Origin of the sequence: Enterobacter sp. BWH52 (genome assembly GCF_001037565.1) — a bacterium.
GTDB lineage: Bacteria > Pseudomonadota > Gammaproteobacteria > Enterobacterales > Enterobacteriaceae > Enterobacter > Enterobacter hormaechei_C.
Map to the genome: position 1 here is coordinate 684,642 of NZ_KQ089854.1, position 21,662 is coordinate 706,303.

At 54.5% G+C, this 21,662-nt stretch carries 19 protein-coding genes and 1 riboswitch; of the genes, 13 read left to right on the forward strand and 6 right to left on the reverse strand.

All coding sequences use genetic code 11. From position 1 onward, the window contains the following. Positions 1 to 14: 14 nt before the first annotated feature. Positions 15 to 115, reverse strand: a riboswitch (TPP riboswitch). Between the two features lie 36 nt (positions 116 to 151). Then, the gene (gene sgrR, locus SK47_RS03240; protein ID WP_048243501.1) at positions 152 to 1,807 is read right to left on the reverse strand and encodes an HTH-type transcriptional regulator SgrR; all 1,656 of its coding nucleotides are present in this window, start codon (positions 1,805 to 1,807) and stop codon (positions 152 to 154) included. Positions 1,808 to 1,895: 88 nt separating this feature from the next. On the opposite strand from sgrR, the gene sgrT reads away from it, so the two are divergent. Then, positions 1,896 to 2,048 (forward strand): glucose uptake inhibitor SgrT, encoded by a 153-nt coding sequence (gene sgrT / locus SK47_RS03245; RefSeq protein WP_003856388.1) that lies wholly within the window; start codon positions 1,896 to 1,898, stop codon positions 2,046 to 2,048. A 121-nt stretch (positions 2,049 to 2,169) separates the two neighbouring features. Continuing rightward, positions 2,170 to 3,348: a sugar efflux transporter gene (locus SK47_RS03250; protein ID WP_003856386.1), complete on the forward strand. Its 1,179-nt coding sequence runs from the start codon at positions 2,170 to 2,172 to the stop codon at positions 3,346 to 3,348. A gap of 58 nt (positions 3,349 to 3,406) precedes the next feature. Here SK47_RS03250 and leuD read toward each other — a convergent pair whose 3' ends face one another. From leuD to leuL, 5 genes are all read right to left on the reverse strand, one after another. Then, on the reverse strand, positions 3,407 to 4,012 hold the full coding sequence (gene leuD / locus SK47_RS03255; protein ID WP_003856384.1) for a 3-isopropylmalate dehydratase small subunit: 606 nt from the start codon (positions 4,010 to 4,012) through the stop codon (positions 3,407 to 3,409). 10 nt (positions 4,013 to 4,022) lie between these two features. Further along, positions 4,023 to 5,423, reverse strand: coding sequence for a 3-isopropylmalate dehydratase large subunit (leuC, locus tag SK47_RS03260; protein WP_003856382.1), 1,401 nt, complete (start codon positions 5,421 to 5,423; stop codon positions 4,023 to 4,025). Between the two features lie 2 nt (positions 5,424 to 5,425). Beyond that, positions 5,426 to 6,517 (reverse strand): 3-isopropylmalate dehydrogenase, encoded by a 1,092-nt coding sequence (gene leuB / locus SK47_RS03265; protein ID WP_003856380.1) that lies wholly within the window; start codon positions 6,515 to 6,517, stop codon positions 5,426 to 5,428. After that, positions 6,517 to 8,088: a 2-isopropylmalate synthase gene (gene leuA / locus SK47_RS03270; protein WP_048243502.1), complete on the reverse strand. Its 1,572-nt coding sequence runs from the start codon at positions 8,086 to 8,088 to the stop codon at positions 6,517 to 6,519. Before leuA ends, leuB begins: the two co-directional genes overlap by 1 nt. A 91-nt stretch (positions 8,089 to 8,179) precedes the next feature. Then, positions 8,180 to 8,266 carry a leu operon leader peptide gene (leuL, locus tag SK47_RS24430; RefSeq protein ID WP_113772366.1) on the reverse strand — a complete coding sequence of 29 codons (87 nt, stop codon included), beginning with the start codon at positions 8,264 to 8,266 and terminating at the stop codon, positions 8,180 to 8,182. A gap of 628 nt (positions 8,267 to 8,894) precedes the next feature. Here leuL and leuO point away from each other — a divergent pair. The 11 genes from leuO to mraY all read left to right on the forward strand — a co-directional run bounded on the left by leuO (position 8,895) and on the right by mraY (position 21,660). Then, entirely contained in the window at positions 8,895 to 9,839 is a 945-nt protein-coding gene (leuO, locus tag SK47_RS03275) for a transcriptional regulator LeuO (RefSeq protein ID WP_023324151.1), read from the forward strand. 376 nt (positions 9,840 to 10,215) lie between these two features. Continuing rightward, positions 10,216 to 11,940: an acetolactate synthase 3 large subunit gene (ilvI, locus tag SK47_RS03280; RefSeq protein WP_003856373.1), complete on the forward strand. Its 1,725-nt coding sequence runs from the start codon at positions 10,216 to 10,218 to the stop codon at positions 11,938 to 11,940. 1 nt (position 11,941) lies between these two features. After that, positions 11,942 to 12,433: an acetolactate synthase small subunit gene (gene ilvN / locus SK47_RS03285; RefSeq protein WP_003856371.1), complete on the forward strand. Its 492-nt coding sequence runs from the start codon at positions 11,942 to 11,944 to the stop codon at positions 12,431 to 12,433. A gap of 179 nt (positions 12,434 to 12,612) precedes the next feature. Continuing rightward, complete coding sequence (gene cra / locus SK47_RS03290; protein ID WP_003856369.1) at positions 12,613 to 13,617, forward strand: catabolite repressor/activator; 1,005 nt, start codon at positions 12,613 to 12,615, stop codon at positions 13,615 to 13,617. A 591-nt stretch (positions 13,618 to 14,208) separates the two neighbouring features. Then, positions 14,209 to 14,667 (forward strand): division/cell wall cluster transcriptional repressor MraZ, encoded by a 459-nt coding sequence (gene mraZ / locus SK47_RS03295; RefSeq protein WP_003856368.1) that lies wholly within the window; start codon positions 14,209 to 14,211, stop codon positions 14,665 to 14,667. Between the two features lie 2 nt (positions 14,668 to 14,669). After that, the gene (rsmH, locus tag SK47_RS03300; RefSeq protein WP_003856366.1) at positions 14,670 to 15,611 is read left to right on the forward strand and encodes a 16S rRNA (cytosine(1402)-N(4))-methyltransferase RsmH; all 942 of its coding nucleotides are present in this window, start codon (positions 14,670 to 14,672) and stop codon (positions 15,609 to 15,611) included. Continuing rightward, a complete protein-coding gene (ftsL, locus tag SK47_RS03305; RefSeq protein ID WP_003856363.1) occupies positions 15,608 to 15,973 on the forward strand; it encodes a cell division protein FtsL in 366 nt (121 codons plus the stop codon). The genes rsmH and ftsL overlap by 4 nt, the downstream gene beginning before the upstream one ends. Positions 15,974 to 15,988: 15 nt before the next feature. Then, positions 15,989 to 17,755 (forward strand): peptidoglycan glycosyltransferase FtsI, encoded by a 1,767-nt coding sequence (gene ftsI / locus SK47_RS03310; protein WP_003856361.1) that lies wholly within the window; start codon positions 15,989 to 15,991, stop codon positions 17,753 to 17,755. Next, a complete protein-coding gene (gene murE / locus SK47_RS03315; RefSeq protein WP_003856358.1) occupies positions 17,742 to 19,229 on the forward strand; it encodes a UDP-N-acetylmuramoyl-L-alanyl-D-glutamate--2,6-diaminopimelate ligase in 1,488 nt (495 codons plus the stop codon). The genes ftsI and murE overlap by 14 nt, the downstream gene beginning before the upstream one ends. Next, positions 19,226 to 20,584, forward strand: coding sequence for a UDP-N-acetylmuramoyl-tripeptide--D-alanyl-D-alanine ligase (murF, locus tag SK47_RS03320; RefSeq protein WP_045330949.1), 1,359 nt, complete (start codon positions 19,226 to 19,228; stop codon positions 20,582 to 20,584). Before murE ends, murF begins: the two co-directional genes overlap by 4 nt. Continuing rightward, positions 20,578 to 21,660 carry a phospho-N-acetylmuramoyl-pentapeptide-transferase gene (gene mraY, locus SK47_RS03325; RefSeq protein ID WP_003856353.1) on the forward strand — a complete coding sequence of 361 codons (1,083 nt, stop codon included), beginning with the start codon at positions 20,578 to 20,580 and terminating at the stop codon, positions 21,658 to 21,660. Before murF ends, mraY begins: the two co-directional genes overlap by 7 nt. Positions 21,661 to 21,662: the final 2 nt, after the last annotated feature.

A 21,662-nucleotide genomic window follows, 5' to 3' on the forward strand; every position in this document is an offset into this window, starting at 1 on the left:
AGTGGCAAAGGATTTTGAGAGACAGCCTCAAATCCCTTCGCCGGCGTTATCCGGATCAGGTTCGACGGGTATTATCTCAGCGCACATCTGTGATGCAGCACCCCGTTGAGAACGGCGCTATTGTAATGATTTGGTGAATATTACGAAAGCGTTATGGCTCCGGCGGCGCAAACCAGGCGGATTTAAAATCAAACCAGCCGAGGGTATTCATCCGCAGGCCGCGCATGCTGCGCTGCCCCTGGATCAGCAGCCAGTGGTGAATCAACGGTACGATCGTCTGCCCGGCCAGTAATTCCTGACACCAGGCGGCCAGATCCATTTCTCCTGCCCGCCACCGTGCGGCGTCCTGCTGCCAGTCCCGGTTGATACAGTGCTGAATCAGGGGCACTTCGTACAGGTGAGAAAAGAGCGAGAAATCAAGCGGCAGCGTAAAGTTTGCGCTGTTGAGCCAGATATCGCTGATGACGTCTCCGCGATGCCATTCATCATAATCGACTTCCTGTATCGCCAGCGTCACGCCTTCGGCTGCCAGCAGCGTGCTCATGATCCTTGCGATAAACCTGTGCTCAATGTGATCGCGATAGTAGCTGAGGGTAATGGTCTCCAGTCCGGCAGGTTTTTCACTGCGCACTGGCTGCGCATGGTGCCAGCGCGGAAGCAGGCCATAGGCCGGGAACCACCAGGTCTGGTATTGCTCCTCTGCGTGATAAATAAGGTTAGCAGGGGCAAGAATATGGCTGATCCACTTGCGTACGTCGTGGCTTGTCCCGCGATGGCTGCGGCTATCAAAGAGCAGGTAGTAGCAGCCCTCCTCCAGGCGGCTTTCGAACGCCTTTTCACCGGCTGTTGGCCCTTCCAGGGTCAGGCCTGCGCTCAGCTCTTCGTTGAGATCCGGTAACACCCAGACGTTCACTTCGTCGATCAACGCCCTGTAGCCAAAGTAATCATCAAAGGCGCGGATCTTCAGCTGATTACTGTTGTTTCGTGTAACGGAGTAGGGGCCCGTACCAATCGGCTGGCTGGAAAAATTGTTCAGGGAGCGCCACTCGGCAGGCAGGATCATTGAGGGGACGTAGCCCAGAAGCCACGGAAGCCATTTGTCCGGCTGCGATAGCTCAATATCCAGCGTCCAGGCCGTTGGGGAGTGGATCCGCGCGATATGCGAATAGAGCGGCAGCGTGCGGGCGCGCTCTAAGGAATCGATAACGTCGCGCATCACCAGCTCGCGTCCATGGTGGAAATGAATGCCGGGGCGTAAGAAAAAGCGCCAGTGGCGCGGGGAAAGCTGTTGCCAGTGGTGCGCGATATCCGCCTCCAGTTCCCCGTTTTCCTCATTTATCCGCGTCAGGCCGCTGAATATCTGCCGGGCCATGTGGGTTTCAGAGCGACGTAACGCCGTACCGGGCAAGAGATTTTTCATTGGGCGGTAGTAAAGCACCCGCAGAATGTGGCGTCCCTGACGAAAGCTGCGTCCCAGATGCGAGACCAGCATCTGGCGCACGGCGGCTTTGTCGCCCACCAGCTGGACCAGCTGATCGATACGGTCCTGCTCGAGCAGGTCTTCTGCACGCTGCTGCTGCAATGCCAGCCCGGTGTAGAGAAAGGTCAGCCGCGAGCGTTTCCCGCGTCCCGCCTCCGCTTCCCAGCTTAACCACCCCTGCTGCTGCATGGTATTGAGCAGCGTGCGCATATGGCGGCGGGAACAGCTAAGCAGGTCAGCCAACTCGTTGAGCGTGGTTTCCTGCGATTGCCCCTCACAGCACTGCCAGAGGCGGATAAATTGTTGTTGCAGACGACCAGAAGGCATAAAAGGGGAACTCCTGACAAAAAATCAGCAATTTATTAATCCCTATATTAAGCCAATAATCCTTATCGATGAAGCGAGGAGGTAAATTATGAAGAGGTCTACCGCACGTCAGTTTTATCAGCACTATTTTTCAGCGACAAAGGGAGTGTCCTGGCTGGCCCGCCAGTGCGCAGAGCAGCGGCTGAGAATACTGGAAGATCTGATGCAGTGGGACGTTACGAAACCGACCTCTTCTCGCTAACTCGCCTCGATCATGTGTGACTGAGTATTGGTGCTAATCACCCGCCAGCAAAATGTTTTTTGCTGGCTTTTTTCGTTTACTATTTCACCCAATTTCGATTCGCTTTCATAAGGACTTGCGCATGCTCTGGTTGATGACGATGGGGCGACGCCTGAATGGCGTGTACGCCGCTTTTATGCTGGTGGCCTTCATGATGGGCGTAGCCGGCGCGCTACAGGCGCCGACGCTGAGCCTGTTTCTCAGCCGCGAGGTGGGGGCGCAGCCGTTTTGGGTGGGCCTGTTCTACACCGTCAACGCCATTGCCGGGATCCTCGTCAGCCTGTGGCTGGCGAAACGGTCCGACAGCCAGGGCGATCGCCGCAAGCTGATCCTCTTTTGTTGCGCAATGGCCGTGGGCAACGCGCTGCTGTTTGCCTTCAACCGCCATTACCTGACGCTCATTACCTGCGGCGTGCTGCTGGCCTCTCTGGCGAACACCGCCATGCCGCAGCTCTTCGCCCTGGCCCGGGAGTACGCCGACAACTCGGCGAGGGAAGTGGTGATGTTCAGCTCGGTGATGCGTGCGCAGCTCTCTCTCGCGTGGGTCATCGGTCCCCCGCTGGCGTTCATGCTGGCGCTGAACTACGGCTTCACCACCATGTTTTCCATCGCGGCGGGGATTTTTGTCATCAGCCTGGCGCTGATAGCCTTTGCGCTGCCATCGGTGGCGCGCGTAGAGCAGGTGACGGACAAGCCCATCACGCAGGTGAGCGGCTGGCAGGATAAAAACGTCCGCATGTTGTTTATCGCCTCCACGCTGATGTGGACCTGTAACACCATGTACATCATCGATATGCCGCTGTGGATCAGCAGCGATCTGGGCTTACCGGACAAGCTCGCGGGGATCTTAATGGGCACCGCTGCCGGGCTGGAAATTCCGGCGATGATTCTGGCGGGTTACTACGTCAAACGTTTCGGAAAGCGTCGGATGATGGTCGTCGCCGTGGCGGCTGGGGTGGTGTTCTACGCGGGGCTGATCCTGTTCCATTCGCGTGAAGCTTTGCTGACGTTACAGCTGTTTAACGCGGTATTTATCGGCATCGTTGCCGGGATCGGCATGCTCTGGTTTCAGGATTTAATGCCGGGGCGCGCAGGCTCTGCGACCACGCTTTTTACCAACAGCATTTCGACCGGAGTGATCCTGGCGGGGGTGATTCAGGGGGCGCTGGCGCAAAGTTACGGGCATGGCTCAGTTTACTGGGTGATTGCCGCGATTTCGGTGGTTACGCTTGGGCTGACTTGCCGGGTTAAGGATGTCTGATTCTGGAAGGCGGCTTTACGAAACAAATCAATGGCCCGCTTTTTGCGGGCCATTGTCTTTAGCCCATAAACGCAGGCTGTTTTTTCTCGTACGCGGAGATGGCGTCTTCGTGCTGGAGAGTTAAACCAATGCTGTCCAGACCGTTCAGCATGCAGTGGCGACGGAAGGCATCAATGCTGAAGCTGTAGGTTTTATCCCCGGCTTTCACCACTTCCGCTTCCAGATCCACTTCAAACGAAATCCCCGGGTTTGCCTGCACCAGCGCAAACAGTTCATCGACCTGTTCGTCACTCAGCGTCACCGGCAGCAGCTGGTTGTTGAAGCTGTTGCCGTAGAAGATATCCGCGAAGCTTGGGGCGATAACCACCTTAAAGCCGTAGTCGGTCAATGCCCATGGCGCATGTTCACGCGACGATCCGCAGCCAAAGTTTTCCCGCGCCAGCAAAATGGAGGCGCCTTTGTATTCCGGAAAGTTCAGGACGAATTCCGGGTTTGGCACTTCGCCTTTATCGTCGAGGAAGCGCCAGTCGTTGAACAGATGCGCACCAAAACCCGTGCGCGTCACTTTCTGCAAAAACTGCTTAGGAATGATAGCGTCAGTATCGACGTTAGCGGCATCCAGCGGGACAACACGGCCCGTATGTTGGGTAAATTTCTCTGCCATGATTATCTCCTTATTTCAGGCTGCGAATATCGGCGAAATGACCAGTGACTGCCGCAGCGGCGGCCATTGCCGGGCTGACCAGGTGGGTGCGCCCACCGCGGCCCTGACGGCCTTCAAAGTTACGGTTGCTGGTGGAGGCACATCGCTCGCCCGGATTCAGGCGGTCGTTGTTCATCGCCAGACACATGGAGCAGCCGGGCAGGCGCCATTCGAAGCCTGCTTCGATAAAGATCTTATCCAGACCCTCCGCTTCCGCCTGGGCTTTCACCGGACCGGAGCCCGGCACAACCAGCGCCTGCACGCCCGGCGCCACTTTGCGGCCTTTAGCAATTTCTGCCGCAGCGCGTAAATCTTCAATACGGGAGTTGGTACAGGAGCCGATGAACACTTTATCAATGCTCACGTCGGTCAGCGGTACGCCGGGTTTCAGCCCCATATAGGCCAGCGCCTTTTCCGCACTGGCGCGCTCGACCGGATCGGCGAAGGAAGCCGGGTCAGGAATGCTGTCGTTGACAGAAATCACCTGGCCCGGGTTGGTGCCCCAGGTGACCTGCGGGGCGATCTCTTCCGCCTGTAACGTCACAACGGTATCAAAAATTGCCCCCTCGTCCGTTTTCAGGGTTTTCCAGTACGCTACCGCGTCGTCAAAATTCTGACCTTTCGGCGCATGCAGACGCCCCTTCACATAGTTGAAGGTGGTTTCGTCTGGGGCCACCAGTCCTGCTTTGGCGCCCATCTCAATGGCCATGTTGCACAGGGTCATACGACCTTCCATGCTCAGCGCCTGGATAGCATCTCCGCAGAACTCAACGACGTGACCGGTGCCGCCTGCACTGCCGGTTTTGCCGATAATCGCCAGCACGATATCTTTCGCGGTGATACCCGGCGCGGCTTTCCCCTTCACTTCAATCTTCATGGTTTTGGCGCGGCCCTGCTTCAGGGTCTGCGTCGCCAGAACGTGTTCAACTTCAGAGGTCCCAATCCCGAACGCCAGCGCGCCAAATGCGCCGTGGGTTGCGGTATGGGAGTCGCCGCAGACGATGGTCATGCCCGGCAGGGTAATCCCCTGCTCAGGCCCCATTACGTGGACGATACCCTGATAGGGGTGGTTCAGATCGTACAGCTCCACGCCAAACTCGTTACAGTTCTTAATCAGCTCCTGCATCTGGATACGCGCCATCTCGCCAGATGCATTGATGTCTTTGGTCTGGGTGGAAACGTTGTGATCCATCGTGGCAAAGGTTTTACCCGGCTGACGCACCGGGCGCTTGTGCGCGCGCAGGCCGTCAAATGCCTGAGGAGAGGTCACTTCATGTACCAGATGACGGTCGATGTACAACAGTGGGGTTTCGTTTGGTGCTTCGTAGACCACGTGCGCATCAAACAACTTCTCATATAACGTCTTAGCCATGATTACACCCCTTCAGCGACATAGCGGGCAATGATGTCGCCCATTTCATCGGTACTGACTGCCGCCGTGCCGCGTGCTAAATCACCGGTACGGACACCTTCTTCTAACGCCCGGTTAATGGCGTTTTCAATTGCGGTTGCTGCATCGCCTGCATCCAGGCTATAGCGCAGCAGCAGAGCCAGGGAGAGGATCTGCGCAATCGGGTTGGCGATATTTTTGCCTGCGATATCCGGCGCGGAGCCGCCCGCCGGTTCGTACAGGCCAAAGCCTTCTTCGTTCAGGCTGGCCGAGGGCAGCATACCCATGGAGCCGGTGATCATGGCGCATTCATCCGAGAGAATATCGCCGAACAGGTTGGAGCACAGCAGCACGTCAAACTGAGACGGATCTTTGATCAGTTGCATCGTTGCGTTGTCGATATACATATGCGACAGCGCAACGTCCGGGTACTGCTTAGCGACTTCACTGACGATTTCGCGCCACAAAATAGACGACTGGAGCACGTTTGCTTTATCAATAGAGGTCACTTTACGGCGGCGTTTGCGCGCTGACTCAAACGCGATATGGGCGATACGTTCGATTTCAAAACGGTGATAGACCTCGGTATCAAACGCTTTCTCATGCTGACCGCTGCCTTCGCGACCTTTTGGCTGACCGAAGTAGATGCCGCCGGTCAACTCACGCACGCACAGGATGTCGAAACCGTTGGCCGCGATATCCGCGCGCAGCGGGCAAAACTCTTCCAGCCCCGGGTACAGTTTCGCCGGACGCAGGTTGCTGAACAGTTTGAAGTGCTTACGCAACGGCAGCAGCGCACCGCGCTCTGGCTGCTCTGCTGGCGGCAGGTGTTCCCATTTTGGGCCGCCCACGGAGCCAAAAAGAACGGCATCGGCATTTTCGCAGCCTTCTACAGTCCCTTTCGGCAGGGGAGTACCGTGATTATCAATCGCAATACCGCCCACGTCGTAGTGGCTGGTGGTAATTTTCATCGCAAAACGCGAACGTACGGCTTCCAGTACTTTCAGCGCCTGTGCCATCACTTCCGGGCCAATACCGTCACCCGGCAACACAGCAATATGGTAATTCTTCGACATCACACGGTTTCCTTGTTGTTCTCTTTATTCTGAGCTTTGCGTTGCAACTCTTTTTCGACTTCGGCGGCGCGCCAGATGTTGTTCAGGACATGCACCATCGCTTTCGCGGAGGATTCGACGATATCTGTCGCCAGACCCACACCGTGGAAGCGGCGACCGTTGTAGTTGACGACGATATCAACCTGGCCCAGGGCGTCTTTACCGTGCCCTTTTGCCGTCAGGTCGTATTTCACCAGCTCTACGTCGTACTCAGTGACGCGGTTAATCGCCTGGTAAATGGCATCCACAGGGCCGTTACCGTTGGCGGCTTCCGCTTTAATTTCATCGCCGCAGGCCAGCTTGACGGAGGCGGTAGCGATATCGCTTGAGCCTGACTGAACGGTGAAGTAGTCCAGACGGAAGTGTTCTGGCTCTTCCTGCTGTTTATTGATGAATGCCAGTGCTTCCAGGTCGTAATCGAAGACCTGGCCTTTCTTGTCAGCCAGCTTCAGGAATGCGTCGTACAGCTGATCCATGTTGTAATCGCTGTCCTTATAACCCATCTCTTCCATACGGTGTTTTACCGCCGCGCGGCCAGAGCGCGAGGTCAGGTTCAACTGAACCTGGTTCAGACCGATGGATTCCGGAGTCATGATTTCGTAGTTTTCACGGTTCTTCAGCACGCCATCCTGGTGAATACCGGAGGAGTGCGCGAAGGCACCCGTGCCGACGATCGCTTTGTTGGCCGGAATCGGCATGTTGCAAATCTGGCTGACGGTCTGGCTGGTGCGCCAGATCTCGTTGTGATTGATGCGAGTGTGCACGTTCATAATGTCTTTGCGCACTTTGATCGCCATGATCACTTCTTCCAGCGAGCAGTTGCCCGCGCGTTCACCGATACCGTTCATCGCGCCTTCTACCTGACGCGCGCCGGCGTGGACGGCTGCGATGGCATTGCCCACGGCCAGACCCAAATCATCGTGGGTGTGGACGGAGATAATCGCTTTATCAATATTCGGTACGCGGTCATACAGGCCGGTGATGATATTGGCGAACTCAAACGGCATGGTGTAGCCGACGGTATCAGGGATGTTGATGGTTTTGGCGCCGGCATTGATGGCGGCTTCCACCACACGGGCCAAATCGTCAATCGGCGTGCGGCCTGCATCTTCACAGGAGAATTCGACGTCATCAGTGTAGTTACGCGCGCGTTTGACCATATACACCGCACGTTCAATCACTTCATCCAGCGTACTGCGCAGCTTGGTCGCAATGTGCATGGGGGAGGTGGCAATGAATGTATGGATACGGAAGGCTTCTGCAACTTTCAGGGATTCCGCGGCCACATCAATATCTTTCTCTACGCAGCGAGCCAGACCGCACACGCGGCTGTTTTTGATGGTGCGGGCGATGGTCTGCACTGACTCGAAATCACCTGGCGAGGAGACGGGAAAGCCGACTTCCATAACGTCTACACCCATGCGTTCGAGGGCCAGAGCAATTTGCAGTTTTTCTTTAACACTCAGGCTCGCCTGTAATGCCTGTTCACCGTCACGTAAAGTAGTATCGAAAATAACGACTTGCTGGCTCATGGGTTAGGTCCTTGTCAGTCTTAGGGCGCCTTGCTACGAGCATAAAAAAACCCGCGCAGTGGCGCGGGTTTTTAGTTTTACTGAAGACGATTCAACGCTGAATTTCGCCCGCCAGTCTACCGCGCACAGTGGATGCGTTTAGTAGTAGTAGACGGGTGAAACGAAGGGTGCGAATCATGAATCGTGCTCCAGGTGAATGCGATATGCTTTTAGTGGTACTGGATACGCCAACTCATGTCAACCCCTCTCAGGCAAAACGGCCACTCAGTACAGGATAAACACATTAGCTAATTGTGCTGGTTTTTGCATGTCTAACCGATTTTATTGTCTATTATTGGACTGGCGATTCATCTCTGGAATAATTTGAATATAATTGGTAGCAATTGAACATACTATTTTTACCAATGTGCTGTGAAATGGAATCTGTTTCATATCATTGATTTATAAATTACATGAATGATTTGCGGGTGAGTAAGTTATCAAAATTGATATCATTTTGTTAATGAAAATGCGATGTATGCCATTAATAGTTTAATAACACTTAAGTCATTATTAATGAGTGCGTTGATTGTGCATTTGTCTGATTTATGGTTTCATGCCCACATTAAAGTTTGAGATATCTTTTGAACGATTTTTAGCTCTTCATTTATGGGATGCGTAAAGTCGCTCGTTGAATGGGGTTTCTTTATATATTCCGAATTTTAAATAATTCCCTTTCGCTTGTTGTATATGCATGGTAAATCATATTTTTCGAAGTTATTACTGTACCTTGGCAAAGGGAATTTAGCGTGACGGTGGAGTCAGAAATGCCAGAAAATAATATTAACCAACCACAGACTTATGATGGGGTTAAGCCTCAGTTGCGCACAGTGGATCTCAATCTGTTAACTGTATTTGATGCAGTTATGCAGGAGCAGAATATTACGCGAGCAGCGCAATCTCTGGGAATGTCTCAACCTGCCGTGAGTAATGCCGTAGCCAGACTTAAGGTGATGTTTAACGACGAGTTATTCGTCCGCTATGGAAGAGGTATCCAGCCCACGGCGCGTGCATTCCAGCTATTCGGTTCGATTCGTCAGGCGCTACAGCTGGTACAAAATGAGCTTCCCGGCTCGGGTTTTGAACCCTTAAGCAGTGAACGGGTTTTCCATCTCTGTGTTTGCAGTCCGTTAGACAATTATTTGACGTCTGTTATATATAATAAAGTTGAACAGATTGCTCCTAATATTCATCTCGTTTTTAAATCATCATTAAATCAAAATACTGAGCACCAGCTTCGTTATCAGGAAACGGAGTTCGTTCTGGGCTATGAAGAGTTTCGCCGTCCAGAGTTTGCCTGTGTTCCATTGTTTAAAGATGAAATGGTGTTAGTCGCCAGCAAAAAACATCCCCGTATGAATTCTCCGCTGCGTGAAAGCGATGTTTACAGCGAGCAGCATGCCGTGGTTGCTCTGGACAGATATGCCTCATTTAGTCTGCCGTGGTATGACACTGCCGATAAACAAGCCAGCGTGGCCTATCAGGGAATGGCGATGGTCAGCGTATTGAATGTCGTTTCTCAGACGCAGCTAGTCGCTATTGCACCGCGCTGGCTTGCTGAAGAGTTCTCCGATTCGCTGAGCCTGCAAATTTTACCTCTGCCGCTCAAGCTGAATAGCCGTACCTGTTATCTTTCCTGGCATGAAGCGGCGGGGCGGGATAAAGGGCATCAATGGATGGAAGAGCTGCTGGTCAATATTTGTCGTCGATAAGACAGGATGAATAAACCGCATGGTGCCATGCGGTTTATTCTGTGGTTTTTTATGCAAGCAATATTTTGTTCTGTGCGCATTTTTTCAGACACTCAGGGAGGCTTAAAAATAGATGATTTCCTGATCCATCCTCTTTTTAAGAGATGAATTATTAGCGTCTCCCCTCATAGCAGATGAATTCACCATATTCGTGTCTGACAGCTGTTTTTTCTGCTTTTATTGCCCATTCCCGCATTCCGTTTGCTAATTGCCTGGCTCATAACGAGCGGTTAAGGTATCCATCACTCTGCACATTATAAGATGGGTTTACCCTGTCAGAAGACGGCGCGGAAATGAATTCTGTTGACCGTCTATAACAAAAGCCTGGAGGCAAAGCATGGAGATGTTGTCTGGCGCGGAAATGGTCGTCCGATCGCTTATCGATCAGGGCGTGAAGCAAGTGTTCGGCTATCCTGGAGGTGCGGTTCTTGATATTTATGACGCGCTGCACACGGTAGGCGGTATTGATCATGTTCTGGTTCGTCATGAACAGGCTGCTGTGCATATGGCTGACGGCCTGGCCCGCGCCACGGGCGAGGTGGGTGTTGTGCTCGTCACTTCCGGACCGGGGGCGACCAATGCCATTACCGGCATTGCGACTGCGTATATGGACTCCATTCCCCTGGTCATTCTCTCCGGACAGGTGGCGACGTCACTGATTGGCTATGATGCGTTTCAGGAATGCGACATGGTGGGGATCTCACGCCCCGTGGTGAAGCACAGCTTTCTGGTTAAACAAACGGAAGACATCCCGGGCGTACTGAAAAAAGCCTTCTGGCTGGCCGCCAGCGGTCGTCCTGGGCCAGTGGTTGTCGATCTGCCAAAAGATATTCTCAATCCCGCGAATAAACTGCCTTACCTGTGGCCTGAGTCGGTGAGCATGCGTTCATATAATCCGACGACGCAGGGGCACAAAGGCCAGATTAAGCGTGCGCTGCAAACGCTGCTGGCTGCGAAAAAGCCCGTAGTCTATGTGGGGGGCGGCGCCGTCAATGCAGCCTGTGAAACGCAACTTCGCGAACTGATTGAGAAGCTGAATCTTCCTGTCGCGTCATCGCTGATGGGGCTGGGGGCATTCCCGGCTACCCACCGTCAGGCGCTGGGCATGCTGGGTATGCACGGCACCTATGAAGCCAATATGACGATGCACCATTCTGATGTGATTTTTGCCGTCGGCGTGCGTTTTGACGATCGCACCACCAATAATCTGGCGAAATACTGTCCGCATGCGACGGTGCTGCACATTGATATCGATCCGACTTCAATCTCTAAAACGGTGCCGGCGGATGTGCCGATCGTGGGGGACGCACGACAGGTGCTGGATCAAATGTTGGATCTGCTGGCGCAGGAGACCGCGTCTCAACCGCTGGACGAGATCCGCGACTGGTGGCAGCAAATCGAACAGTGGCGTGGCCGTCAGTGCCTTAAGTACGACACACAGAGTGAGAACATCAAGCCGCAGGCGGTGATCGAGACGATCTGGCGTCTGACCAATGGCGATGCGTATGTCACTTCTGACGTGGGCCAACATCAGATGTTCGCTGCGCTGTATTACCCGTTTGATAAACCGCGTCGCTGGATCAACTCTGGCGGGCTCGGCACGATGGGCTTTGGTCTGCCCGCCGCGCTGGGGGTGAAGCTGGCGTTGCCAAACGAAACGGTGATCTGCGTGACGGGTGATGGCAGCATACAGATGAATATTCAGGAGCTTTCTACTGCGCTGCAATATGAGTTGCCAGTGCTGGTGCTGAACCTGAATAACGGTTACCTCGGTATGGTAAAGCAGTGGCAGGATATGATTTATTCTGGCCGTCACTCTCAGTCTTATATGAAGTCACTTCCGGACTTTGTCCGCCTGGCTGAAGCCTATGGTCATATTGGCATGCGGGTAACCGATCCGTCAGAGCTGGAAGCGAAGCTCGGCGAAGCGCTTGAGCACGTTAAAAACAATCGCCTCGTCTTCATGGACGTCATCGTCGACGGCACAGAGCACGTTTATCCGATGCATATCCGTGGCGGCGGTATGGATGAAATGTGGTTAAGCAAAACGGAGAGAACCTGATATGCGCCGGATATTATCTGTATTACTGGAAAATGAGTCGGGCGCACTGTCACGCGTCATTGGGCTTTTTGCGCAGCGCGGCTATAACATTGAAAGCCTGACCGTTGCGCCGACCGATGATCCAACGCTCTCCCGCATGACGATCCAGACTGTCGGCGATGCGAAAGTGCTTGAGCAGATCGAAAAACAGTTGCACAAACTGGTGGACGTGTTGCGCGTCAGCGAGCTGGGGCAGGGGGCTTACGTCGAACGTGAAGTGATGCTGGTGAAAATTCAGGCCAGCGGTTACGGTCGTGAAGAGGTCAAGCGCAACACGGATATCTTCCGTGGGCAGATCATCGACGTCACGCCTTCTATATATACTGTGCAGCTTGCCGGAACGAGCGATAAGCTGGATGCTTTCCTGGCCTCCGTCAGGGATGTAGCAAAAATTGTTGAAGTTGCGCGCTCTGGCGTTGTTGGCCTCTCGCGCGGCGATAAAATCATGCGTTAGTTGCGCAAAAGGTTCGCCTCTTTCAGCCCGGTAGCCAAAGCCGGGCTTTTTTTTGCGTAATCCACCGACAACGCGGACAAAAGCGGTTGCCGTGAAAGCTATTCTGCGTTTAGATGTTAAAATATTTAACCATAACCTTGACAGGGCCATGGACTTTTTTCTTTTTTTGAGGGGCAATTGTGAAACTGGATGAAATCGCCCGGCTCGCCGGCGTGTCGAGAACCACGGCCAGCTATGTGATTAACGGTAAAGCAAAGCAGTATCGTGTCAGCGATAAGACCGTTGAGAAAGTGATGGCAGTCGTTCGTGAGCATAATTACCATCCGAATGCTGTCGCCGCAGGTTTACGTGCCGGGCGCACCCGCTCGATTGGCCTGGTTATCCCGGACCTGGAAAATACCAGCTATACCCGCATCGCCAACTATCTGGAACGTCAGGCTCGTCAGCGGGGCTATCAGCTGTTGATTGCCTGCTCCGAGGATCAGCCTGACAACGAGATGCGCTGCATTGAGCATCTGCTGCAACGTCAGGTTGACGCCATCATCGTGTCGACCTCTTTACCACCAGAGCATCCTTTCTATCAGCGCTGGGCAAACGATCCGTTCCCGATTGTGGCGCTGGATCGTGCGCTGGATCGTGAACATTTCACCAGTGTCGTAGGTGCCGATCAGGACGATGCAGAAATGCTGGCTGCCGAGCTGCGTACCTTCCCGGCTGAAACGGTGCTGTATCTTGGCGCTTTGCCTGAACTTTCCGTAAGCTTCCTGCGTGAACAAGGGTTCCGTACGGCATGGAAAGACGATCCGCGTGACGTTCATTATCTGTATGCCAACAGCTATGAGCGTGAAGCGGCTGCCCAGCTGTTCGAGAAATGGCTGGAAACGCACCCGATGCCGCAGGCGTTGTTTACCACCTCGTTTGCCCTGTTGCAGGGGGTGATGGATGTGACGTTACGTCGCGATGGCAAACTGCCATCCGATCTGGCGATTGCGACCTTCGGCGATAACGAACTGCTCGACTTCCTGCAATGTCCGGTGCTGGCCGTGGCCCAGCGTCACCGCGACGTCGCCGAGCGCGTGCTTGAGATTGTTCTGGCAAGCCTGGATGAACCCCGCAAACCGAAACCCGGGCTTACGCGTATCAAACGTAATCTCTATCGGCGCGGAATTTTGAGCCGCCATTAATATTTCCACAGGGGCGGTAAAACTGCCCCTTTTGAAGCGCATTTATTGCGGGAAATAATTCCCGGATAAAAATTAGGATTTATCTCTAAGATTCATAGCCTGCTATTATTCTGAATCCTTTTTGACGTTAAAAAGCGCAATTATAATTTTTAACGGGCATTTCTTTGTATTGTTTTGTTACAAACAGGTGCCAGCCGATGAATATTCAGCCATTTTTTACTCCCCCCTTCAGACCTCAACGCACACGAACGAATCCATCTGGCTTTGAGGTTAATCTGGCGCTGTTATCCCCCGGCGATATGCCTTAAAATGCTGCCCGCGTCGCAAACTGACACTTTATATTTCCCTGCGATGATATTGAGTGAGTCTTAACGCTCGTGTGCATATTCTGTTTTTTTCTTACAAATATTCATAACGTTAATTTTGCCTCGCCAATTGTGTAGTAATTAGCCAGGTCACGCTTGCTCTGTAAATACGGTGCTTTAGCGCCGGTATAGAGAGAGTCCTGGCTTGACAAGCTTTTCCCTCGCTCCGTAAACTCCTTCAGGTGGGAATTTGTGGGTTAAAGTGGTGAGGAGGGGTGAGACTGGCATGTTCCGTGGAGCAACGTTAGTCAATCTCGACAGCAAAGGGCGTTTATCGGTACCAACCCGATATCGCGACCAGCTGATTGAGAACGCTTCGGGTCAACTGGTTTGCACCATTGACATCAACTCCCCTTGCCTGCTGCTTTACCCTTTGCCTGAATGGGAAATCATTGAGCAAAAGCTGTCGCGACTGTCGAGCATGAACCCGCAGGAACGCCGCGTACAGCGGCTGTTATTGGGACATGCCAGTGAATGTCAGATGGATAGCGCCGGGCGATTATTGATTGCGCCTGTGTTGCGGCAACATGCCGGTCTGACTAAAGAAGTGATGCTGGTCGGACAGTTCAACAAGTTTGAACTGTGGGACGAAACGACCTGGTATCAACAGGTCAAGGAAGATATCGACGCTGAGCAGTCTGATTCCGAAACATTATCGGAACGGCTGCGGGACTTGTCTCTATAAATATGATGGAAAATTATAAACATACAACGGTGCTGCTGGATGAGGCCGTTAACGGCCTGAATATTCGTCCAGACGGCATCTATATTGATGGCACTTTTGGTCGCGGTGGTCACTCGCGTTTGATCCTCTCTCAGCTTGGAGCGGAAGGACGCCTGCTGGCAATTGACCGCGATCCGCAGGCGATTGCCGTTGCGCAAACCATCGATGATCCTCGCTTTTCCATCGTGCATGGACCTTTCTCTGCGCTTGCGGATTATGTCGCTGAGCGCGGCCTGACCGGCAAGATCGACGGGATTCTCCTCGATCTTGGCGTCTCTTCACCACAGCTTGATGATGCAGAACGCGGTTTTTCCTTTATGCGTGATGGACCGCTGGATATGCGTATGGACCCCACTCGCGGCCAGTCTGCCGCTGAATGGTTACAAACTGCTGACGAAGCGGATATTGCCTGGGTAATCAAAACTTTCGGCGAAGAACGCTTTGGCAAACGTATTGCCCGCGCCATCGTGGAGCGCAACCGCGTTGAGCCAATGACCCGTACCAAAGAACTGGCAGAAGTCATCGCGGCGGCAACGCCGGTGAAGGACAAGCACAAACATCCTGCGACCCGTACCTTCCAGGCGGTTCGTATCTGGGTAAACAGTGAACTGGAGGAAATAGAGCTGGCGCTAAAAAGCTCGCTCGACGTGCTGGCCCCGGGTGGGCGGTTATCCATCATCAGTTTCCATTCGCTGGAAGATCGCATCGTAAAACGCTTCATGCGTGAACAGAGCCGCGGTCCTCAGGTTCCGGCGGGGCTGCCGATGACGGAAGAACAACTCAGAAAGCTGGGCGGCCGTCAGTTGCGAGCATTAGGCAAGTTGATGCCGGGCGAAGAAGAGGTGGCAGAGAATCCACGTGCCCGTAGTTCAGTGCTGCGTATTGCAGAGAGGACGAACGCATGATCAGCAGAGTGACAGAGACCCTAAGCAAAGTTAAGGGATCGTTAGGAAGCAACGAGCGCCATGCCTTGCCTGGCGTGATCGGCGACGATCTTTTGCGGTTTGGGAAGCTGCCACTCTGCTTGTTCATTTGCATCATTGTGACGGCAGTCATGGTGGTCACCACCGCTCACCATACCCGTTTATTAACTGCGCAGCGCGAACAGATGGTACTGGAACGCGATGCGCTGGATATTGAATGGCGAAATCTGATCCTTGAAGAAAACGCGCTCGGCGATCACAGCCGGGTTGAACGGATCGCAACGGAAAAACTGCAATTACAGCATGTTGATCCTTCGCAGGAAAATATCGTAGTACAAAAATAAGGGAAAACGCGACGCATGAAAGCAGCGGCAAAAACGCTAAAACCAAAACGCCAGGAAGAACAGGCCAACTTTGTCAGTTGGCGTTTTGCGTTGCTTTGCGGCTGCATTTTACTGGCGCTGGGTTTCCTGCTGGGACGCGTGGCGTGGCTACAAATCATCGCGCCTGACATGCTGGTGCGCCAGGGTGATATGCGTTCTCTGCGCGTGCAGGAAGTTTCTACCTCTCGTGGGATGATCACCGACCGCTCCGGCCGCCCGCTGGCGGTGAGCGTGCCGGTGAAGGCGATCTGGGCCGATCCGAAAGAGCTGCACGACGCAGGCGGGATCACCCTTGATAACCGCTGGAAGGCGCTCTCAGACGCGTTGAAAATGCCGCTGGATCAGCTGGCGTCACGCGTTAACGCCAACCCGAAAGGGCGCTTCATCTATCTTGCTCGTCAGGTGAACCCTGACATGGCTGACTACATTAAGAAACTGAAGCTGCCGGGCATTCATCTGCGGGAAGAATCCCGCCGTTACTATCCTTCCGGCGAAGTCACCGCGCACCTGATTGGCTTTACCAACGTGGATAGCCAGGGGATTGAGGGCGTTGAAAAAAGCTTCGACAAGTGGCTTACCGGCCAGCCTGGCGAGCGAATCGTGCGTAAAGACCGCTATGGTCGCGTCATTGAAGACATTTCCTCGACAGACAGCCAGGCCGCGCACAACCTGGCCCTGAGTATTGATGAACGCTTGCAGGCGCTGGTCTATCGTGAGCTGAACAACGCCGTCGCGTTTAACAAGGCGGAATCGGGCAGCGCCGTGCTGGTGGATGTGGCGACAGGTGAAGTGCTGGCGATGGCCAGTAGCCCCTCATACAACCCGAATAATTTTGCCGGTACAGCAAAAGATGCAATGCGTAACCGCTCCATCACCGATGTGTTTGAACCCGGTTCGACCGTAAAACCCATGGTGGTGATGACGGCTCTACAGCGAGGCATCGTCAACGAAAATACCGTTCTGAATACGATCCCTTATCGAATTAACGGTCACGAAATCAAAGACGTGGCACGTTACAGCGAACTGACCCTGACCGGGGTCTTACAGAAGTCGAGTAACGTCGGTGTGTCAAAACTGGCGTTAGCGATGCCGTCCTCAGCGTTAGTAGATACTTACTCACGTTTTGGGCTGGGAAAGGCGACCAATTTGGGGTTGGTCGGAGAACGCAGTGGCTTATATCCTCAAAAACAACGGTGGTCTGACATAGAGAGGGCCACCTTCTCTTTCGGCTACGGGCTAATGGTAACTCCCTTACAGTTAGCGCGAGTCTACGCAACGATTGGCAGCTATGGCATTTATCGTCCGCTGTCGATCACCAAAGTTGATCCACCGGTTCCGGGGGAACGTGTTTTCCCGGAATCTATCGTTCGTACCGTCGTGCATATGATGGAAAGCGTCGCGTTACCTGGCGGTGGCGGCGTGAAGGCCGCAATTAAGGGCTATCGTATCGCCATTAAAACCGGTACAGCGAAAAAAGTGGGGCCGGACGGCCGCTATATCAACAAATACATTGCCTATACCGCAGGCGTAGCGCCTGCAAGCAATCCGCGTTTTGCACTGGTGGTCGTCATCAACGATCCGCAGGCGGGTAAATACTACGGCGGCGCCGTCTCCGCGCCTGTGTTCGGGGCTATTATGGGCGGCGTGTTGCGCACCATGAACATTGAACCGGATGCGCTGGCGACGGGCGAAAAAAGTGAATTTGTAATTAATCAAGGCGAGGGAACAGGTGGCAGATCGTAATTTGCGCGACCTTCTTGCTCCGTGGGTGCCTATGCTACCTGCGCGAGCACTGCGAGAGATGGTACTGGACAGCCGCGTAGCGGCTTCTGGCGATCTTTTTGTGGCAGTGGTGGGTCATCAGGCGGACGGGCGTCGTTATATCCCGCAGGCGATTGCGCAAGGTGTTGCTGCCATTATTGCTGAGGCCAAAGATGAGGCAACAGACGGTGAGATCCGTGAAATGCACGGCGTGCCGGTCATCTATCTCAGCCAGCTGAATGAGCGTCTCTCCGCGCTGGCAGGACGTTTTTACAACGAACCTTCCGACCAGTTACAGCTGGTTGGCGTGACAGGAACCAACGGAAAAACCACCACCACTCAGCTGATGGCGCAGTGGGCGCAGCTGCTGGGCGAAACCGGTGCCGTCATGGGCACGGTGGGGAACGGTCTTCTGGGCAAAGTAAGCCCGACGGAAAACACTACAGGCTCGGCGGTTGACGTGCAGCGTGTGCTGGCGGGCCTCGCTGAGCAGGGGGCGACCTTCGCTGCGATGGAAGTCTCTTCCCATGGTCTGGTACAACATCGCGTGGCGGCCCTGAAATTTGCTGCCTCTGTCTTTACTAACCTGAGCCGCGATCACCTTGATTATCATGGTGATATGGAGCACTACGAAGCGGCGAAATGGCTGCTTTATTCCACTCACCACCACGGGCAGGCGATCATTAACGCCGACGACGAAGTCGGTCGCCGCTGGCTGGAAAAACTGCCAGATGCGGTGGCGGTGTCGATGGAAGATCGCATTAATCCGAACTGCCGCGGCCGCTGGCTGAAGGCGGTCGAGGTGAACTACCACGATAGTGGGGCGACGATCCGCTTCGCTTCCATCTGGGGCGAAGGTGAAATTGAAAGCCGCCTGATGGGGGCCTTTAACGTCAGTAACCTGCTGCTGGCGCTGGCGACGCTGCTGGCGCTGGGTTACCCGATGGCGGATCTGCTGAAAACGGCTGAGCGTTTGCAACCGGTCTGTGGCCGCATGGAAGTGTTTAGCGCGCCGGGCAAGCCGACGGTGGTTGTGGATTACGCCCACACGCCGGATGCGCTGGAAAAAGCGCTGGAAGCGGCGCGTCTGCACTGCGCTGGCAAGCTCTGGTGCGTGTTTGGCTGCGGTGGCGATCGCGACAAGGGCAAACGTCCGCTGATGGGCGCCATCGCTGAGCAGTTCGCGGATATTCCCGTGGTAACCGATGACAACCCGCGTACCGAAGAGCCGCGGGCCATTATCAACGACATTCTGGCGGGCATGCTGGATGCGGGACGTGCGCGCGTGGTCGAAGGCCGTGCGGAGGCCGTGACTAACGCCATTATGCAGGCGCAGGAGAACGATGTGGTTCTGCTGGCCGGTAAAGGTCATGAAGATTATCAGATTGTCGGCAATCGTCGTCTGGATTACTCCGACCGCGTGACGGCAGCGCGTCTGCTGGGAGTGGTGGCATGATTAGCATTACGTTAAGCCAGGCCGCTGCGGTATTGCAGGGGATGCTGCATGGTCAGGATCTGACCATCGAGGCTGTAACCACCGACACCCGTAAGGTGACGGCGGGCTGCCTGTTTGTGGCGCTGAAGGGTGAACGTTTTGACGCCCACGATTTTGCGCAACAGGCTAAAGATAACGGCGCGGGCGCGCTGCTGGTCAGTCGTAAGCTCGATATCGATTTGCCGCAGATTGTGGTGAAAGATACGCGCCTGGCGTTTGGCGAGCTGGCGGCATGGGTTCGCCAGCAGGTGCCAACACGCGTCGTGGCACTGACGGGCTCGTCGGGCAAAACCTCCGTTAAAGAGATGACGGCGGCGATCCTTAGCCAGTGCGGTAACACGCTTTATACGGCGGGCAACCTTAATAATGACATCGGTGTGCCGATGACGCTGCTGCGCCTGACCCACGAGCATGAATATGCGGTGATTGAGTTAGGGGCTAACCATCAGGGCGAAATCGCCTGGACCGTGAGCCTGACCCGTCCGGAAGCGGCGCTGGTGAATAACCTGGCGGCGGCACATCTTGAAGGTTTTGGTTCTCTGGCCGGTGTGGCGAAAGCGAAAGGTGAAATTTATACCGGCCTGCCGGATGACGGCATCGCCATTATGAATGCCGATAACAACGACTGGCTGAACTGGCAGAGCATCATTGGTTCACGTAAAACCTGGCGCTTCTCACCGAATGCGGCAAACAGTGATTTTTCGGCGACCAACATTCATGTGACGTCACACGGTACCGAGTTCACCCTCACAACCCCAACGGGCGACATCGACGTGCTGCTGCCCCTGCCGGGTCGTCATAACATCGCCAATGCGCTTGCTGCGGCAGCGCTCTCAATGGCGGTAGGTGCCTCACACGCGGCGATTAAAGCAGGTCTGGCAAATTTAAAAGCCGTGCCGGGGCGTCTGTTCCCGATCCAGCTGGCTGAAAACAAGCTCCTGCTGGATGACTCCTACAACGCTAACGTTGGCTCAATGACGGCGGCCGTGCAGGTCTTGTCTGAAATGCCGGGCTATCGCGTGATGGTTGTGGGCGATATGGCCGAGCTGGGTGATGAAAGCGAAGCCTGCCATATTCAGGTGGGTGAAGCGGCGAAAGCCGCCGGGCTTGACCGCGTATTGAGCGCAGGCCCGCTGAGCAAGGCCATTTCCGATGCCAGTGAAGTTGGCGAACATTTTGCCGATAAATCTGCACTGATCGAACGCCTGAAGGCATTGATTACAGAAAAACAGATTGTGACTGTTTTAGTTAAAGGTTCACGTAGTGCCGCCATGGAAGAGGTTGTGCACGCATTACAGGAGAACGGGACATGTTAGTTTGGCTGGCCGAACATTTGGTCAAATATTACTCAGGCTTTAACGTCTTTTCCTATCTGACGTTTCGTGCCATCGTCAGCCTGCTGACTGCGCTGTTCATCTCGCTGTGGATGGGCCCGCGCATGATTGCCCGTCTGCAAAAACTCTCTTTCGGCCAGGTTGTGCGCAACGACGGTCCGGAATCGCACTTCAGCAAGCGGGGTACGCCGACCATGGGCGGGATCATGATCCTGACCGCGATTGTGGTGTCCGTGCTGCTGTGGGCGTATCCGTCTAACCCCTACGTCTGGTGCGTGCTGACCGTTCTGGTTGGCTACGGGATCATCGGTTTTGTTGATGACTACCGCAAAGTCGTACGCAAAGACACCAAAGGTTTGATCGCCCGCTGGAAGTATTTCTGGATGTCGGTGATTGCGCTGGGCGTGGCCTTTGCCCTTTACCTGGCAGGAAAAGACACCCCGGCTACCGAGCTGGTGGTGCCGTTCTTCAAAGACGTGATGCCGCAGCTGGGGCTGTTCTACATTTTGCTGGCTTACTTTGTGATCGTCGGTACCGGCAACGCCGTCAACCTGACCGATGGTCTGGATGGCCTGGCCATCATGCCAACCGTGTTTGTCGCTGGCGGTTTCGCGCTGGTAGCCTGGGCGACCGGTAACATGAACTTTGCAAATTACCTGCACATTCCGTACCTGCGACACGCGGGGGAACTGGTTATCGTCTGTACGGCGATTGTCGGGGCGGGGCTGGGCTTCCTGTGGTTCAACACCTATCCGGCGCAGGTCTTTATGGGCGACGTCGGTTCACTGGCGCTGGGCGGCGCACTGGGTATTATCGCCGTGCTGCTGCGTCAGGAGTTCCTGCTGGTAATCATGGGCGGTGTGTTTGTGGTTGAGACGCTGTCGGTGATTTTGCAGGTCGGTTCCTTCAAGCTGCGCGGTCAGCGCATCTTCCGTATGGCACCGATTCACCACCACTATGAACTGAAAGGCTGGCCGGAGCCGCGCGTCATTGTGCGCTTCTGGATTATTTCGCTGATGCTGGTGCTGATTGGCCTGGCAACGCTGAAGGTACGTTAATC

What these genes read in the sequence shown, in the direction of transcription:
- sgrR (WP_048243501.1), bottom strand. Translation starts at nt 1,807, where the DNA reads ATGCCTTCTGGTCGTCTGCAACAACAATTTATCCGCCTCTGGCAGTGC.
- leuB (WP_003856380.1), bottom strand. Translation starts at nt 6,517, where the DNA reads ATGTCGAAGAATTACCATATTGCTGTGTTGCCGGGTGACGGTATTGGC.
- mraZ (WP_003856368.1), top strand. Translation starts at nt 14,209, where the DNA reads ATGTTCCGTGGAGCAACGTTAGTCAATCTCGACAGCAAAGGGCGTTTA.
- leuL (WP_113772366.1), bottom strand. Translation starts at nt 8,266, where the DNA reads ATGATTCGCACCCTTCGTTTCACCCGTCTACTACTACTAAACGCATCC.
- leuD (WP_003856384.1), bottom strand. Translation starts at nt 4,012, where the DNA reads ATGGCAGAGAAATTTACCCAACATACGGGCCGTGTTGTCCCGCTGGAT.
- murF (WP_045330949.1), top strand. Translation starts at nt 19,226, where the DNA reads ATGATTAGCATTACGTTAAGCCAGGCCGCTGCGGTATTGCAGGGGATG.
- ftsI (WP_003856361.1), top strand. Translation starts at nt 15,989, where the DNA reads ATGAAAGCAGCGGCAAAAACGCTAAAACCAAAACGCCAGGAAGAACAG.
- ilvN (WP_003856371.1), top strand. Translation starts at nt 11,942, where the DNA reads ATGCGCCGGATATTATCTGTATTACTGGAAAATGAGTCGGGCGCACTG.
- mraY (WP_003856353.1), top strand. Translation starts at nt 20,578, where the DNA reads ATGTTAGTTTGGCTGGCCGAACATTTGGTCAAATATTACTCAGGCTTT.
- rsmH (WP_003856366.1), top strand. Translation starts at nt 14,670, where the DNA reads ATGATGGAAAATTATAAACATACAACGGTGCTGCTGGATGAGGCCGTT.
- leuO (WP_023324151.1), top strand. Translation starts at nt 8,895, where the DNA reads ATGCCAGAAAATAATATTAACCAACCACAGACTTATGATGGGGTTAAG.
- ilvI (WP_003856373.1), top strand. Translation starts at nt 10,216, where the DNA reads ATGGAGATGTTGTCTGGCGCGGAAATGGTCGTCCGATCGCTTATCGAT.
- ftsL (WP_003856363.1), top strand. Translation starts at nt 15,608, where the DNA reads ATGATCAGCAGAGTGACAGAGACCCTAAGCAAAGTTAAGGGATCGTTA.
- sgrT (WP_003856388.1), top strand. Translation starts at nt 1,896, where the DNA reads ATGAAGAGGTCTACCGCACGTCAGTTTTATCAGCACTATTTTTCAGCG.
- leuC (WP_003856382.1), bottom strand. Translation starts at nt 5,423, where the DNA reads ATGGCTAAGACGTTATATGAGAAGTTGTTTGATGCGCACGTGGTCTAC.
- SK47_RS03250 (WP_003856386.1), top strand. Translation starts at nt 2,170, where the DNA reads ATGCTCTGGTTGATGACGATGGGGCGACGCCTGAATGGCGTGTACGCC.
- leuA (WP_048243502.1), bottom strand. Translation starts at nt 8,088, where the DNA reads ATGAGCCAGCAAGTCGTTATTTTCGATACTACTTTACGTGACGGTGAA.